15 protein-coding genes are annotated in these 15763 nt (G+C 72.4%); 7 read left to right on the top strand and 8 right to left on the bottom strand.

Features of this window, described 5'->3' with window-relative positions:
* The first annotated feature begins 171 nt into the window (after positions 1-171).
* The gene (locus J2S43_RS32470; protein ID WP_306835653.1) at positions 172-1719 is read left to right on the top strand and encodes a CBM96 family carbohydrate-binding protein; all 1548 of its coding nucleotides are present in this window, start codon (positions 172-174) and stop codon (positions 1717-1719) included.
* An 86-nt stretch (positions 1720-1805) separates the two neighbouring features.
* Positions 1806-1955, top strand: a complete 150-nt coding sequence (locus J2S43_RS32465) for a hypothetical protein (protein ID WP_306835651.1) — start codon at positions 1806-1808, stop codon at positions 1953-1955.
* 225 nt (positions 1956-2180) lie between these two features.
* Here J2S43_RS32465 and J2S43_RS32460 read toward each other — a convergent pair whose 3' ends face one another.
* The 3 genes from J2S43_RS32460 to J2S43_RS32450 are packed head-to-tail and all read right to left on the bottom strand — an operon-like array spanning position 2181 to position 4808.
* The gene (locus J2S43_RS32460) at positions 2181-3194 is read right to left on the bottom strand and encodes a glycosyltransferase family 2 protein (protein WP_306835649.1); all 1014 of its coding nucleotides are present in this window, start codon (positions 3192-3194) and stop codon (positions 2181-2183) included.
* A 39-nt stretch (positions 3195-3233) separates the two neighbouring features.
* Positions 3234-4046, bottom strand: coding sequence for a class I SAM-dependent methyltransferase (locus J2S43_RS32455; RefSeq protein WP_306835648.1), 813 nt, complete (start codon positions 4044-4046; stop codon positions 3234-3236).
* Positions 4047-4808 carry an SDR family NAD(P)-dependent oxidoreductase gene (locus J2S43_RS32450; protein WP_306835647.1) on the bottom strand — a complete coding sequence of 254 codons (762 nt, stop codon included), beginning with the start codon at positions 4806-4808 and terminating at the stop codon, positions 4047-4049. It lies immediately after the preceding gene.
* A gap of 172 nt (positions 4809-4980) precedes the next feature.
* Between J2S43_RS32450 and mshA the strand changes: the two genes are divergently transcribed.
* The gene (gene mshA, locus J2S43_RS32445) at positions 4981-6315 is read left to right on the top strand and encodes a D-inositol-3-phosphate glycosyltransferase (RefSeq protein WP_442320075.1); all 1335 of its coding nucleotides are present in this window, start codon (positions 4981-4983) and stop codon (positions 6313-6315) included.
* Positions 6315-6803: a type III secretion system chaperone family protein gene (locus J2S43_RS32440; protein WP_306835646.1), complete on the top strand. Its 489-nt coding sequence runs from the start codon at positions 6315-6317 to the stop codon at positions 6801-6803. The genes mshA and J2S43_RS32440 overlap by 1 nt, the downstream gene beginning before the upstream one ends.
* 172 nt (positions 6804-6975) lie before the next feature.
* Here J2S43_RS32440 and J2S43_RS32435 read toward each other — a convergent pair whose 3' ends face one another.
* Genes J2S43_RS32435 through J2S43_RS32425 form a run of 3 tightly spaced genes read right to left on the bottom strand, consistent with a single transcriptional unit; the run spans position 6976 to position 11009 of the window.
* Positions 6976-8496: an alpha/beta fold hydrolase gene (locus J2S43_RS32435; RefSeq protein ID WP_306835644.1), complete on the bottom strand. Its 1521-nt coding sequence runs from the start codon at positions 8494-8496 to the stop codon at positions 6976-6978.
* Positions 8497-8517: 21 nt separating this feature from the next.
* The gene (locus J2S43_RS32430) at positions 8518-9738 is read right to left on the bottom strand and encodes an MFS transporter (RefSeq protein ID WP_306835643.1); all 1221 of its coding nucleotides are present in this window, start codon (positions 9736-9738) and stop codon (positions 8518-8520) included.
* Positions 9739-9761: 23 nt separating this feature from the next.
* The gene (locus J2S43_RS32425; protein WP_306839602.1) at positions 9762-11009 is read right to left on the bottom strand and encodes an MDR family MFS transporter; all 1248 of its coding nucleotides are present in this window, start codon (positions 11007-11009) and stop codon (positions 9762-9764) included.
* Positions 11010-11117: 108 nt separating this feature from the next.
* Between J2S43_RS32425 and J2S43_RS32420 the strand changes: the two genes are divergently transcribed.
* Entirely contained in the window at positions 11118-11867 is a 750-nt protein-coding gene (locus J2S43_RS32420; RefSeq protein WP_306835641.1) for a phosphoglyceromutase, read from the top strand.
* Between the two features lie 54 nt (positions 11868-11921).
* On the opposite strand, the gene phoU is transcribed toward J2S43_RS32420, so the two are convergent.
* A complete protein-coding gene (gene phoU, locus J2S43_RS32415) occupies positions 11922-12587 on the bottom strand; it encodes a phosphate signaling complex protein PhoU (protein ID WP_306835639.1) in 666 nt (221 codons plus the stop codon).
* Between the two features lie 171 nt (positions 12588-12758).
* On the opposite strand from phoU, the gene J2S43_RS32410 reads away from it, so the two are divergent.
* Both J2S43_RS32410 and J2S43_RS32405 read left to right on the top strand, forming a co-directional pair.
* The gene (locus J2S43_RS32410) at positions 12759-14075 is read left to right on the top strand and encodes a sensor histidine kinase (protein ID WP_370881683.1); all 1317 of its coding nucleotides are present in this window, start codon (positions 12759-12761) and stop codon (positions 14073-14075) included.
* 29 nt (positions 14076-14104) lie between these two features.
* Positions 14105-14788: a response regulator gene (locus J2S43_RS32405; RefSeq protein WP_306835638.1), complete on the top strand. Its 684-nt coding sequence runs from the start codon at positions 14105-14107 to the stop codon at positions 14786-14788.
* Between the two features lie 142 nt (positions 14789-14930).
* Here J2S43_RS32405 and J2S43_RS32400 read toward each other — a convergent pair whose 3' ends face one another.
* A complete protein-coding gene (locus J2S43_RS32400) occupies positions 14931-15707 on the bottom strand; it encodes a DUF3109 family protein (RefSeq protein WP_306839597.1) in 777 nt (258 codons plus the stop codon).
* Positions 15708-15763: the final 56 nt, after the last annotated feature.

Raw genomic sequence — 15763 nt, 5'->3', positions numbered from 1 at the left:
TCTCCGGGCTTCCGACGGAAATACCCCTGATCCGCAAATTCTCCCATAAACCGGGCGGGTCGGATGCGCAACCGGCCTGCACCGTCCCGGGTCCGGTACCTGCTACGGCCGCAGCCGAATCTTATTCCTGTCAGGGAAAACGCCGCGGGAGCGGCAACGGAAGGGGATACATTGCGCAGGACTCAGGGAGTCTTCGGGACGCTGCTGGCGGGCTCGCTGGCGGTCGGTGCACTCGCGGGCGCGCCCGCGCTGGCGGCCACGACCACCACGACGCAGCTGCCGGTCTTCGCCTCGGACGACGCCTACACGTCCTCCGCGCGGACGAGCCTGATCACCGGCTCCGAGACGAAGCTGGTCGCCGGCACGGTCGCCGGTGACCGCAAGGTCTCCTACCTGAAGTTCACCACCGGCAAGGCCGCCACCGGCGCGAAGCTGGCGCTGGCGCTCGACGAGGCCCCGGCCGGCAGCACGCTGACCGTCACCCGGGTGCTCGCCAGCTCGTGGGCCGAGTCCACGCTGACCTCGGCGAACGCGCCGGCGCTGGGCACCACCACCGTCTCCGCGAAGCTGGCCGCCGGTCAGCAGGAGGTCGTCTTCGACCTCGGCGCCCAGATCAAGGCGGCCGGGACCTACTCGTTCGCGATCAGCTCCAGCTCCACCACCGCGGTCACCCGGATCCACTCCACCGAGCACGGCACCGCGGGCCTGCGCCCGGCGCTGCGGCTGACCGTGGCCGGCGCGGCCACCCCGGCCCCGGCCACCCCGGCCCCGGCGACCGGCTGCACCACCGGCGCGAAGCTGATCCCGACCTGTGGCGTGCTGTGGGGCGCGGCGGCCGGTGGCTTCACCTCGACGCCGCGGGACACCGCGCTGAAGCAGTGGGAGGCCGTGACCGGCCGCACCGCCGCGATCTACCACACGTACCACAAGGGCAACGAGCTGTTCCCGACCCCGGCCGAGATCGCCATGACCACCGACGCCGCGAAGCCGCGCACGCTGCTGCTGAACTGGAAGGTCGCGTACGGCGACACCTGGGCCGGCGTGAAGGCGGGCACGCAGGACAAGCGGATCGACCGCTGGTCCGCGCACGTCAAGGCGAACTTCAAGAAGCCGTTCTTCCTGGCGCTGCACCACGAGCCGGAGAACGACGTCAACACCAACCCCGAGTCCGGCATGACCGCCAAGGACTACGCCGGCATGTACCGGCACGTGATCCAGCGGCTGCGCGCGAACGGCGTCACCAACGCGATCAACGTCGTCGCCTACATGGGCAACGAAACCTACCTGGCCAAGTCCTGGTGGCCGGACCTGTACCCGGGCGACGACGTCACCGACTGGATCGGCCTGGACTCGTACCTGAACGCGGAGAAGGGTTACCACCACGGCGACCTCGACAACCTGCTGGACCGCGGCCCGGTGGCCGGCACGAACAAGCTCGGCTTCTACGACTGGGCGACCACCAAGCACGCGGGCAAGCCGATCATGGTCGCGGAGTGGGGCGTCTACCACAGCCTGAAGCGCACCGCGGACAAGGGCGCGATCTTCGACACCGTGCTGTCGCAGCTCAAGGCGCGTTCGGCGGTCAAGGCGATGGTCTACTTCGACTGCCCGGCCGACGACACCGGCGACCGGAACATCACGGTCACCAGCAGCGCGTCCGCGCTGACCGCGTTCAAGAAGATCGCCGCTGACCCGATCTTCAACGTCACCCTCAAGTAAGACCAGTGGGCCGCCCGGGAATACTCCCGGGCGGCCCTTTCTGTTGCTTGATCTGGTGAAACGCCGAGATCATCAGCCGGACGTACGTGCCGGCCCGGGACGAGAACCTGCCGGCCGGCCGCCGGCAGCTGTCGTTCGTGGTGGCGGTGCCGTTCTACCGGCCGACCGCGGACCGGATCAGCGGGTGGGCGGTGCTCGGCCTGCGCGGCGGCACGTTCCTCTCCGCGGCTTCCTGACGATGACCGGGCACGACCTGAGGTCGCCGCTGGCCTCGATGGCCGGGCACGTGAACCGCTGCGCGGCGTCCCGGACCCGGACGAGGCGGGCCGTGGGGCGCGGGCCGACCCGGATGAACCGGCTGTCAGCGGATCGTGGAGCGGCACGGCGGCGAGATCGGCGTGGAGGCGAACGCCGGCGGCGGCAGCCGGTTCGGGTTCACGCCGCCGGCGGTTCCGTCCCGGTCAGCTGACCCCGGTCAGCTTCGCCTGTAGCTCGGCGACCAGCATCTTCATCTCGGTGAGCGCGGCCGTGCCGTGCCGGCGCCCGGCCGTGTCCACCACCCGGCCGACGTTGTTCAGGCGCCGCGCCGCCTCGTCCACGTCGCCGAGCTGGGCCAGCGCCTGCGCGGCGAGCCAGTCGCAGTACGAGGACTCCGCACCGGCCGCCCGCATGTCCTCGACCAGCACCAGCGCGACCTCGTCCATCCCCTCGGCCAGCATCAGCTGCGCCAGCTGGTCGGTGCCCTGCAACCGCTCCCGGGTGTGGGGGAACAGCTCGCGCAGCATCTCCAGCGTGTCCACCGCGTCCTGCTTGTGGCCGGCGACGACACAGCTGCGGCCCAGGTCCAGCAGCGTGCGGGCGATCTGGTCGCGGTTGCCCACCGGGTCGGCGGCCAGGTCGTCCAGCTGCACCCGGCCGAGCAGCACGTTCCGCAGCGCCTTCGCCTCGCGGCGCTCCGCGGTCGCGTAGCCGGCGTGCGCGATCCGGGCCACGTCCCGGGGGAGCGCGGCGAGTCGCAGCGTGCCGTCGCGGGCGACGATCCGCTCGTGGATGCGCCCGGCCCACACCGTGCGGTCCGGCCGGAACAGTCGCGGTGCCCGGAACGTGACGTCGCTGTCCTGCCGGTCGCTGTCGATCTCCAGCGTGGCCGCGTCCGCGTCCGTACCGGCCAGGCGGTCGCGCAGTTCGGCGGCGTTCGCGGTGACGCGTTCGTCCGCGTCCACGGAGAGCACCCAGTCCGCGGTCCAGCCCTGCAGCGCCGCGTTGCGCGCGTCCGCGAAGTGGTCGGTCCAGAGGCCGGCGGTGAGACACGCGCCGGCCCGCATCGCCACCTCCGGGCTGCCGTCCGTGGAGCCGGTGTCGTGCACGTGGATCTCGTCGACCACGCCGCGCAGCGAGTCCAGGCAGCGGGCCAGCAGCTCCGCCTCGTCCCGCACGATGATCGCGGCGGCCAGCTTCAGGTTCGCGCTCACCATCGCCCGATCGGCCGTACCCGCGCGATCCTGAGAACTTCGCTACCTCGCGGCAACCGATTCCCACCCGATCGTCAACTCGCCGAGGCGCCAGCGGCGCGGGCCGTCGTGCACCGGCCAGCCCGCGTCCCGCACCGTCCGGACCGCGCGCATCCATCGCTGGCGGGGGCCGAAGACCGCGTACGGCGCCGCGTCCCGCCACCCGTCGTCGAGCGTGCGGATCAACGCGTGCACGCGTTCGCCCGGCACGTTGCGGTGGATCAGCGCCTTCGGCAAGCGTTCCGCCAGCGTGGCCGGGGTGTCCAGGTTCGCCAGGCGGGCCGCGAGCGTGAGCGTGCGCGGGCCGGCCGCGTCCAGCGCGATCCAGGTGGCCAGCCGGCCGGGCTCGTCGCAGGTGCCCTCGACCAGCACGCCGCCGGGCGCGAGCCGGGAGACGATCAGATTCCAGGCGGCCGTGACCTCGGCCTCCGGGTACTGCCGGAGCACGTTGAACGCGCGGACCACGACCGGGCGCAGGCCGGCCAGCTCGAAGCCGCCGCGCCGGAACTCCAGCCACGGCGGGTCCGCGGCCGGCTGCGCGGCCACCACCCGGGCCGGGTCGATCTCCAGGCCGGTCACGCGCGTGTCCGGGCGCACCCGGCGGGCCAGCCGGGCGCGCAGCTCCACCGCGGTGACCGGGGTGGCGCCGTAGCCGAGGTCGATCACCAGCGGGTCGGCCGCGTCCCGGAGCAGGTCACCGAGCGTGTCCGCGATCCAGTTGTCCACCCGGCGCAGCCGGTTGGGATTCGTGGTTCCGCGGGTGACGACGCCCTGGGCCTTTCCGGGGTCGGCCGTCCCCGAGGCGGCTGAAGCCATCTACTCGACCCGGTGCACCTTGTGCTGTGCGGCCTGGGCGAGCGGGCGGACCACGAGGCGGTCCACGTTGACGTGGTGCGGGCGGGTGGCGACCCACGAGACGCAGTCCGCGATGTCCTCGGCCACCAGCGGCTCGGCCACTCCTCTGTAGACCGCGGCCGCGCGCGCGGCGTCGCCGTCGAACCGGGTCAGCGAGAACTCCTCCGTCCTGACCATGCCGGGGTCGATCTCGATCACCCGGATCGGGCGGCCGTTCAGCTCCAGGCGGAGCGTGCCGGCCAGCGCGGTCTGGGCGTGCTTGGCCGCGGCGTACCCGCCGCCGCCCTCGTACGGCGTGAACGCCGCGGTGGAGCCGATCACCACGATCGTCGCGGCGCCGGACGCGTCGAGCGCCGGGAGCAGCGCCTGGGTGACGCGCAGCGTGCCGAGCACGTTCGTGTCGTACATCCGCTGCCAGTCCGCGATCGCGCCGCTCTCCACCGGGTCCAGCCCGAGTGCGCCACCGGCGTTGTTGACCAGCAGCGTCACCGGTCCGGGCACGGCCTCGGCCAGCGCGCGCACGGACGCGTCGTCGGTGACGTCGGCCGCGACCGCGGTGGCCCGGCCGCCGGCCGCCTCGATCTCGGCGACCAGTGCGGTGAGGCGCTCGGCGCGCCGGGCGGTGGCGATCACGTGGAAGCCGTCGGCCGCGAGCCGGCGGGCGCTGGCAGCGCCGATGCCGCTGGAGGCGCCGGTGACGACGGCGATGGGGGAATCAGTCACCCCCCGATCCTGCCGTACGCGCCGGAACCGCCCGTGACGCCGGTGGCACGCGGAGGAATGAGTTGGATCACGTGAACCTCCGGGCGTGCATGTCCGGCGAAAATCTGCGGGGAAGATGGGTCGGCTCCCCGTGGTTGGAAACCACGGCGTAAAAATCGCAACAATTGATCCGCTGGAGGCGACCGTGTCAGTGGCTCGGCAGCGAACGGCCTGGCCGACACCCCGGCGGATTGCGACGCTCTCCGTGCACACCTCGCCGCTCGACCAACCGGGCAGCGGCGACGCCGGTGGCATGAACGTCTATATCGTCGAGGTCGCCCGCCGCCTGGCCGAGTTGGGCGTCGAGGTGGAGATCTTCACCCGGGCCACCCGCGGCGGGCTGCCACCGGTGGTCGAGATGAGCCCCGGCGTGCTGGTCCGGCACGTGACCGCGGGCCCGTACGAAGGCCTGGCCAAGGAGGAACTGCCGGCCCAGCTGTGCGCGTTCACCAACGGCGTGCAGCGCGCGGAGGCGGCCCGGGCGCCCGGCTACTACGACCTGATCCACTCCCACTACTGGCTCTCCGGCCAGGTCGGCTGGCTGGCCAAGGACCGCTGGGGCGTGCCGCTGGTGCACACCGCGCACACGCTCGCCAAGGTCAAGAACGCGCAGCTCGCGGCCGGTGACCGTCCCGAGCCGAAGGCCCGGGTGATCGGCGAGGAGCAGGTGGTCGCGGAGTCCGACCGGCTCGTCGCGAACACGCTCGCCGAGGCCGAGGACCTGACCCGGCTGTACGGCGCGGACCCGGCCCGGGTCGCGATCGTCGAGCCCGGCGTGGACCTGGACCGGTTCCGCCCCGCACCGGCCGGGCGCGCCGAGGCGGACCGGCTCGCCGCCCGCCGCCTGCTCGACCTGCCCGAGCGCGGCCGGATCGTCACGTTCGTCGGCCGGATCCAGCCGCTCAAGGCGCCGGACGTGCTGGTCCGCGCGGCCGCGGAGCTGGAGTCGCGGGACGGCCTGACCGTGGTGATCTGCGGCGGCCCGAGCGGCAGCGGGCTGGACCGGCCGACCGCGCTGATCGAGCTGGCGCAACGGCTCGGCATAGCGGACTCGGTGCGGTTCATGCCGCCACAGGCCGGCCCCGGGCTGCCCGCGCTCTACCGGGCGTCGGACCTGGTCGCGGTGCCGTCGCACAACGAGTCGTTCGGCCTAGTCGCGCTGGAGGCCCAGGCGTGCGGCACGCCGGTGGTGGCCGCGAACGTGGGCGGGCTCAGCCGCGCGGTGCGCGACGGCGTGAGCGGCGCGCTGGTCGACGGGCACTCCTCCGCGGAGTGGGCGCGCGTGCTCGGCGGGCTGCTGGCCGAGCCGGCCCGGTTGCGCGAGCTGTCCCTCGGCGCGGTGCAGCACGCCCGCCAGTTCTCCTGGCAGCGCACTGCGGCCGGGCTGCTGGACGTCTACCGTGGTGCGGTGACCGCGCACCGCCGGCGGATCACGGCGGAGCTGGCCGGGGCCTACGGAGGGGCATGATGACGGACGTCGCGAAGCTGATCGAGCGGGTCTGCGCGGAGCGGGAACTGCCCTGCGAGCCGACCGGTGACCGGTCGTTCGCGGTGACGCTGCCCGGCACGCACAAGCTCAAGACCGTCTGCAACCTGATCGTCGGCGAGCACTCGCTGCGGATCGAGGCGTTCGTGATGCGCCGGCCGGACGAGAACGCGGAGGCGCTGTGGGCCTGGCTGCTGCGCCGCAACGCGCGCCTCTACGGCGTCGCGTTCTCCATCGACACCGCCGGTGACGTCTACCTGACCGGCCGGGTCGCGCTGACCGGGCTGGACGCCGACGAGCTGGACCGGCTGCTCGGCTCCGTGCTGACCTACGCGGACGAGTCGTTCGACCGGATGCTGGAGATCGGTTTCGGCAGCTCGATCCGGCGCGAGTGGGAGTGGCGGGTGAAGCGCGGCGAGTCGCTGGCGAACCTGCAGGCGTTCGCGCACCTGTTCCCGGAGCAGCCCTGATAGAGATCACGTCATGTGATCGTTCGAACAGGTGTGCGCCATTGTGCCGCCATCCGCATCGGAACTACCGTCGAGGCGGGCGGTATGTGGGGGAATCGGTGGCCGGGGGGACACCGAGCCCGCGGCGGCCGGCGGGCGGGCCTTTGGGGAGGACCGCCCGCCGCCGCCGGTCTCAGCCCGCCGCGGGGAACGGTGCCACGTCCTGCGCGCACCGGGTCCCGGCCGGCGGCAGCGCGCCGTCGACCAGATAGCGGGTGTACCAGCCGGCCACGCACGCGCTGTCGCCGCTGGCGTGACCGAAGCCGTCCATCGTGAGCAGCCGGGCGTTGCCGAGTTCCCGGGTCATCCGGACCGCGAAGTCGTACCGGGTGGCCGGGTCGAACGTCGGGTTCACCACCAGCACGGTCCGCGCGGTGCGGCGGTTCCACGGCCCGGCGTACCGCTCCTCGATCCGCGGCCAGTTCGCGCAGCCGACCTCGCTGAACGCCTCGGCCCGCCCGAACGTCCGGTGCGCCGCCTCGAACGTCCGCGCGAAACCCGGATAGAGCGCGGGATCGCGGGGCAGCGGCGCGTCCGCGCAGTTCACCGCGAAGAACGCGTCATTGCTGTTGAACCCGTAGGCGTCCGCGAACCCGCCACGCGGCGGAAGAGCCTCCAGAGCCATCGGGGGTACGCCGGCCGCGCGCCCGGCCGTGCCGGACAGTCCCTCGTGGAGCATCTGCAGCGTGACCGCCGCGTCCGGGAACGAGCGCACGTCGTAGAGCACGCCGCTGATGAACCCGGTCAGGTCGTCGATCGTCACGGTGCCGAACGGCGGCACGTCGGCCGGACCCTGGCGCAGCCGCTCACGCATCGCGTCGAACTTCGCCCGGGCGCCGCCGGCGAACGCGCAGTCCGGCCCGGCCGCGTCGCAGGCGCGCAGGAAGCCGGCCAGCGCGATCTCGAAGCCGCCGGCCCGGTCGCGCTTGTTGGCCAGCCGGTGGTTCGCCCGCTGGTCCGGGTCGACGTTGCCGTCCAGGATCACGGCGCGCACCCGCTGCGGGAACAGGTTGACGTACGTGGCGCCGATCATCGTGCCGTACGAGTAGCCGACGTAGGTCAGCCGCTGGTCACCGACCGCGCGGCGCAGCAGGTCCAGGTCCTTCGCCACGTTCAGCGTGCTCATGTGCGGCAGTAGCGCGCCCATGGTCCGCTTGCAGGCCTCGGTGTAGTCATGGTTGGCGCGCAGCGTCGAGGAGATCTGCTCCGGCGTCAGCGGCACGCCGGTCATCCGCTCCAGCAGCGCGATCGCCTCCTCGTCGGTGTGGAAGCACTGCACCGGGTCGCTGGCGCCGATCCCGCGCGGGTCGAAGCCGACCACGTCGAACCGGGCCAGCACCTCCGCCGGCAGGATCCGGTCCGCGACCGCGGCCAGGAACCGGCCGGGACCGCCGGGCCCACCCGGGTTGAGGAACAGCGTGCCGATCCGCCGGTCCGGGTCGGCGGCCGGCCGGCGGGCCAGCGCGATCGTGGTGGTCGCGCCGCGCGGCCGGTCATGGTCGAGCGGCACCTCGATCGCGGTGCAGTCGAGCCCGGTCAGGTCCTCCTCGGTGCAGGGAGCCCAGGCGAGCGCGGGCGCGGCCACGGCCGCGCCCGGAGTGAGGATCACCGCGGCGAGCACGGTGGCCGCGACGGCGGAGCGCAGTAGCGTCATGGTCGTCGATGATGGCATTGATCACAGTCGAACGGTGTCCGCTTCCGGACGCGCGCGCATGGCGGACAGGTGCCGTTCCCGGCGCGGGCCGGCGAGCAGGTGCAGTCCGGCCGCGGCCAGCCCGAGCGCGCCGGCGATCAGCCAGTGCGCGTCGCCGAGGCGCTCCAGCGTGAACCCGCCCGCGGCCGGGGCCAGGAACGCGGCCGCGGGGAACGTCAGGTAGAAGACCGACTGGTACCGGCCGCGCAGCGCGGGCGGTGCCAGCTCCGCGTTGATCTGCGCGTTCGGCGGTGCGGCCAGCATCTGCCCGGCGGTCCAGGCGACGGCCGCGAGCAGGTAGATCCAGAGGTCACCGGCGAACGCCAGCGCGCCGTAGCCGAGCGCGGCCAGTGCGGTGGCCAGCGCCAGCACGCGGTGCTTGGCGTGGCCGGCGATCAGCCGCGGCACGAACAGCTGACCGGCGATGATGAGCAGCACGCCGAGCGCCATCACCCGGCCGTACGCGCTGGGCCCGAGCCCGTCCTGCGCCATCGCGATCGGCATGATCGTCGGCGCCTGCGTGACCACCACCGCGAAGAGCAGCGTCAACCCGGTGAAGGCCAGGAAGTGCCGGTCGGCGAGCACGCGCCGGAAGCCGCCGTGCGGGCCGGCCCGCCGGGTGGGCCGGAACGTCTCCGGCACCTTCCACAGCACCAGCGCCAGCGCGGCCGCGGTGGCGGCCGCGTCGACGCCGAACAGTGCGGTGTAGCCGGCCTCGGCGAGCTGCCCGGCCAGGAACGCCGCGATCGCGGTGCCCAGGTTGAGGGCCCAGTACTCCAGGTTGAACGCGCGCGGCCGGTCGGACTCCGGGACCACGTCGACCATCGCGGCGATCAGCGCGGGGCCGGGCATCGACTGCACCAGGCCGAGCACGCCGATCAGCGCGCCGATCGCGGGCAGCGGCGTGGTGAACGCGAGCGCGAGCAGCGTGACCACCATGGCCAGGTAGGCGGCGATCAGCGTGCGACGCCGTCCCCACCGGTCGGTGAGGACGCCGCTGAGCAGGCTGCCGGCCATGCCGCCGACGCCGTAGGCGCCGATCATCAGCCCGGCCAGGGTCGGGCTCGCACCGCGCTCGGTGGTCAGGTAGAGGCTGAGGAACAGCACCACGAACCCGCCGGCCCGGGTGATCAGCATGCCGGTCCACAGGTACCAGAACGTGCCCGGCAGCCCGCCGGCGTTGCTCGCGAGCCAGCGCCGCATGCCGCTCCTTCGGTAAAGGTTCCTTACCGTACCGCCGGCTCCCTGACCGCCGCCTCCGCGGCCGCGACCGCGGCGACCCGCCGGAGCCGGGACGGGCGGGCGAGCAGGTGACCGGCCGCGGCGATCACGCAGACCACGGCCGTGGCCAGCCAGAGCGCGGCGTGCCCGGCGTGCTCCTGGACGTAGCCGCCGGCGATCGGCGCGATCGCGGACGCGCCGGCCCAGGACAGCGAGGAGACGCCCTGGTAGCGGCCGCGCAGCGCGACCGGGGACAGCTCGGCCATCAGCGCGGAGTTGGACGGCGCGTTGAGCATCTCACCGAGCGTCCAGATGATCACCGTGAGCGCGTAGAGCGGCGCGGTGTGCGCGATCGCGGTCAGGCCGAAGCCGGCGCCGACCACGATCGCGGCCACCGCCATCACCCGCGAGTGGTCCCGGCCCCGCAGCAGCCGCGGCACGAAGAGCTGGCCGAACACGATCAGCACGCCGTTCAGCGCGATCACCACGCCGTAGGTGGCCGGGGAGAGCCCGTCCGCGGTCATCGCGATCGGCAGCGTGGACAGGTGCTGCATGAAGACCAGCGCGATCAGCAGGTTCAGCGCCACGTAGACCAGGAACACGTGGTCCCTCAGCAGCGACAGCATCCCGGAGGTGCGCGGCGCCAGTGCACCCGCCTGGACCACGCGCACGGCCGGGCGGCTCTCCGGCACCCGCAGGAAGATGATGGTCGCGGTGACCAGGATGGTCGCGGCGTCGACCAGGAACAGCAGCATGTAGTTCGCCTGCGCGGCGAAGCCGGCCAGGATCGCGGAGGACGCGAAGCCGAGGTTGATCGCCCAGTAGTTCAGCGTGAACGCGCGCAGCCGGTCCTTCGGCTCGACCACGTCGACCAGCATCGCGGAGAACGCGGGCCGGGCCGCCTCCGCGAAGAAACCGAGTGCGGCCGCGCCGATCGCGATGACGGGGATCTCCCGGGCGAGCGCCAGGTTCAGCATCATCGCGGACGCGCCGAGGTGCGCGACCAGCAGCGTGGGGCGGCGGCCGAACCGGTCGGCGGCTATCCCGCCGATCATCGTGCCGACCGCGGCACCGGCGCCGTAGAGCCCGAGGACCAGGCCGGCCTGGCTCTCCGAGAGGCCGCGCGCGCTGGTCAGGTAGATCGCCAGGAAGATGACGACGAAGCCGCCCATCCGGTTGATCAGGTTCCCGGCCCAGAGGTACCAGAAGGTTCTCGGTAAGCCTCCCGCCGTCTCGGACAACCACGCGCGCACGCCGTACCCCCGCTGTAGAAGCTTCACTGCGTAATGAATGATCTTGAATTGGTTCCTTACAACCTAGTCCCCGGGGTCTCGCCCGGTCACGCCGAATATCCTGATCGCATGACTGTGGGGACCCTGGTGCTGTTGCGGCACGGCGAGAGCGAGTGGAACGCCAAGAACCTGTTCACCGGCTGGGTCGACGTGGACCTGAACGCCAAGGGCGAGGCGGAGGCACGGCGCGGCGGCGAGCTGCTCTCCGAGCACGGCCTGCTGCCCGACGTGGTGCACACCAGCGTGCTGCGCCGCGCGATCCGGACGTCGGAGCTGGCGCTGCACGCGGCCGGCCGGCACTGGATCCCGGTGCGTCGCTCGTGGCGCCTGAACGAGCGCCACTACGGCGCGCTGCAGGGCAAGAACAAGAAGGAGACGCTGGAGGCGTACGGCGAGGAGCAGTTCATGCTCTGGCGCCGCTCCTACGACACGCCCCCGCCGCCGATCGCGGACGACGACGAGTGGTCGCAGATCGGCGACCCGCGTTACGCCACGCTCCCGCCGGAGCTGGCCCCGCGCACCGAGTGCCTCAAGGACGTCGTCGGCCGCATGCTGCCGTACTGGTACGACAACATCGTGCCGGACCTGCTGGCCGGCCGGACCGTGCTGGTCACCGCGCACGGCAACTCGCTGCGCGCGCTGGTCAAGCACCTGGACCAGATCTCCGACGAGGCGATCGCGAAGCTGAACATCCCGACCGGCATCCCGCTCCGCTACGACCTGGGCGCGGACCTGCGCCCGACCGTGGCCGGCGGCACCTACCTGGACCCGGAGGCGGCCAAGGAGGCGGCCGCCGCGGTGGCCAACCAGGGTAAGTAGTTCTCCCGCACGACGAAGGGGGCCACCGCGGTGGCCCCCTTCGCTCGTTGCCGGTCAGCCGTTCGCGACGGTCTCGTCGGTCACGGTCTCGCCGGTGAGCAGGTAGATCACCCGGCGGCCGGAGTTCACCGCGTGGTCGGCGAAGCGCTCGTAGAAGCGGCCCAGCAGCGCGCCGTCGATCGCGGTCTCCGCGCCGTACGGCCAGTCGTCGCCGAGCAGCACCTTGAACAGCTCGCGGTGCAGGTTGTCCATCACGTCGTCGTCGGCCTCGAGCTCGGCCGCGAGCTTCGCGTCCGGCTCCGCGAGCACGGTCGCGACCTTGCCGGCGATGGTGTCGGCCACGTTCGCCATGTCCTTGAAGACGCCGCGCAGCTCGGCCGGGACGGCCGGCGACGGGTGCCGGCGCAGCGCGGTCTTCGCCACGTGGTCGGCCAGGTCGCCCATCCGCTCCAGATCGGCCGCGACGTGCAATGCGGCGATCAGCATGCGCAGGTCGGAGGCGACCGGCGCCTGGCGGGCCAGCACGTCCGCCACCTTCTCCTCGACCTGACGGTACAGATCGTCCAGGTCGGAGTCCTGCTCGATGACCGCCTCACCGGCGGCGCGGTCGGCGGCGAGGAGTGCCGTCGTGGCACGGCGCATGGCGACGCGCGCGCCCTCGGCAAGCTCCACCAGAAGCCGGCTGACCTCCCTGAGGTCGGCCTGGAATTCTTCGCGCATGATCACGTCCTTGTTATCTGTGTATGCCGGGTTACCGTAGGTCGCAGGGACGGCCCAGCGGTGAACTGCGATGAACGACGTTGAGCCGAGAGTTGAACATTACGAAACCCGCGCGGTTTTCGCCCCTTTTGACGGGGACCCCAGGTAAACAATCCCCCTAACATCGCTGGCGTGAGGTGGGCGGTGGAGTCAGGCGTGGCCGGTGCGACAGTGATCGGGCTGGTCCTCGGCGTGGTCTTCGGGCTGCTCTACGGACGTGCGCGATGGGCTCGGCCCCGGCACCGGCTGACCGGGCTCGGCCCGGACTCCGGCGTCGAGGTCCAGGTCGATGGGAGGCCGGCGATAGGCAAGAAGGATCAGGCCCCGATGTCCGGCCTGGGGCGCAAGAGTCTCGACTCGCTGCGGGTCGGCGTGGTCGTGCTGGACGCCGACGACACCCCGGTGCTGGTCAACCCGGCGGCGCGGGCGATGGGCCTGCTGCGCGCCGGCTCCGGCCCCGGGACGATCGCGGCGCACCCGATCCTGCGGACGCTCGCCGGTCAGGTCCGACGCACCGGCGTGCGCCGCGAGGTCGAGCTGGACCTGCGCCGGGGTCGCGAGGGCGGGCCGCAGGCGCCGCTCGGCGTGCACCTGCGCGCGGTCGCGCTCGGCGGCGAGTTCGTCGCGGTCGAGGCCGCCGACGTCACCGAGTCGCACCGGGTCGACCGGGTCCGCCGCGACTTCGTGGCCAACGTCAGCCACGAGCTGAAGACCCCGATCGGCGCGCTGCAGCTGCTCTCCGAGGCACTGCTGGACGCGACCGACCCGATCACCGCCGGCAGTTCGCCGGACCCGGCCGAGGACGTGGCCGCGGCCCGGCGCTTCGCCGAGCGCATCCACCACGAGTCGCTGCGGATGGGCCGGCTGGTCAGCGAGCTGCTCGAGCTCAGCCGGCTGCAGGGCGCGGAGCCGCTGCCCACGCCGGAGCCGGTCTCGGTCGACTGGGTGGTCGCGGAGACCGTCGACCGCACCCGCACCGCCGCCTCGGCCAAGTCGATCGAGGTGGTCGTCGAGGGCGGGCGCGGGCTGCTGGTCTACGGCAACGACAGCCAGGTCGCCACGGCCGTCACCAACCTGGTCGAGAACGCCATCGCGTACTCGCCGGAGAACACCAAGGTCACCGTCGTGATCAGCACGGACGACGAGAACGTGCAGATCGCGGTCACCGACCAGGGCATCGGCATCGGCGGAGCGGACGTCGACCGGATCTTCGAGCGCTTCTACCGGGCCGATCAGGCCCGGTCCCGCTCCACCGGCGGCACCGGGCTCGGCCTGGCCATCGTCAAGCACATCGCGACCAACCACGGCGGTCGGGTGGACGTGACGAGCACACTGGGGGAGGGGTCGACGTTCACTCTGCGGCTGCCTGCCCGACCGCTTGCGGACGGTATGCCGCTAACCACGTCGGTTGAGATCGAGTCCGGTCCGGCCGTCCTCGGGCAGTCCTGAGCTGCCGGACATAGGAAAGGAAGTTACTGGTGGCCCGTGTGCTGGTCGTCGAGGACGAGGAGTCGTTCTCCGACGCGCTCTCCTACATGCTCCGCAAGGAGGGGTTCGAGGTCTCGGTCGCGGAGACCGGCGTCTCCGCGCTGACCGAGTTCGACCGCACCGGCGCGGACATCGTGCTCCTTGACCTGATGCTGCCCGAGATGTCCGGCACCGAGGTCTGCCGCCAGCTGCGGCAGCGCTCGCACGTGCCGATCATCATGGTCACCGCCCGGGACAGCGAGATCGACAAGGTGGTCGGCCTGGAGATCGGCGCCGACGACTACGTCACCAAGCCGTACTCTCCTCGGGAGCTGGTCGCCCGCATCCGCGCCGTGCTCCGCCGCAACCAGACCGAGACGGTCGAGGACAGCACGCCCACCCTCGCGGCCGGCCCGGTCCGGATGGACGTCGAGCGGCACGTTGTCACCGTCGACGGCGCCGCCGTGCAGCTGCCGCTGAAGGAGTTCGAGCTGCTCGAACTCCTGCTGCGCAACGCCGGCCGGGTGCTCACCCGCGGCCAGCTGATCGACCGCGTCTGGGGAGCCGACTACGTCGGCGACACCAAGACCCTCGACGTGCACGTGAAGCGGCTCCGCTCCAAGGTCGAGCCCGAGCCGTCCGCCCCGCGCTACATCGTCACGGTCCGCGGCCTCGGCTACAAGTTCGAGCCGTAAGCCGATTCACGCGGACATCTCGATCCGGCCGGCAGCCCGCTGCGGGCCGGATCGAGCCGTTAGGCGTCCGCCGCTGGATCGCCCCGTGGCCGAACCCTGGACCGGGAATTCACCCGTGTGATGCATCCGCCGAACATGGTGGCTAGCGCGCCTGCGGTGGAGTGGCCGGTTCGCGGCCGCCGGGGAGTTCGGTGCCGGCGGCGGCGACGGTGGCCGGGTGGATGGCGATCAGGCCGTGCGCCAGGCGGGCCGCGCACAGCTCGGCCAGCCTGGTGTAGGCGTCCTTGCCGATCAGGGCGACCAGCTCCGGCTCGTAGGAGCGGAACATCGCGTCCGTGCCGACGTGCGCGTCCGGGGAGGACGTGCACCACCAGTGCAGGTCGTGGCCGCCCTCGCCCCAGCCGCGGCGGTCGAACTCGGTGAGCGTGGAGACCAGGACCTTGGTGCCGTCCGGGCGCTTGACCCAGTCCTGGGCGCGGCGGACCGGGAGCTGCCAGCAGACGTCCGGCTTGTACTCCAGCGGGTGGACGCCGTCGCGCAGCGCCTGGGCGTGCAGCGCGCAGCCGCCGCCGGCCGGGAAGTCGGGATCGTTGAGGAAGACGCACGGGCCGCCCTCGTGCTGGGTGGCGGTGCGGCGGGCCGGGGCGTCGCCGTCGATCGTGTCGACCTCGGTGTAGTTCTTGAAGCCGCGCCGGTAGTGCTGCCACGTCTGCGGCGTGAGGCGCTTCACCGCGGTCTTCAGCCGGCCCTCGTCGTCGGAGTCGGTGAAGAACGCACCGTGCGAGCAGCAGCCGTCCTGGGCGCGGCCGGGCACGATGCCGTGGCAGGCCTTACCGAAGACACAGGTCCAGCGGGACAGCAGCCAGGTGAGGTCCGCGCGGATCACGTGCTTCGGATCGGCGGGATCGGCGAACTCGATCCACTCCCGGGGGAAGTCGAGGCCGACCTCCCTGGAGCGGGGATCGTCGCCAGCAC

The organism is Catenuloplanes nepalensis (assembly GCF_030811575.1).
GTDB classification, from domain to species: Bacteria; Actinomycetota; Actinomycetes; order Mycobacteriales; family Micromonosporaceae; genus Catenuloplanes; species Catenuloplanes nepalensis.
The sequence above is the reverse complement of the archived record's forward strand: the minus strand, read 5'-3'. Positions and strand labels throughout refer to the sequence as shown.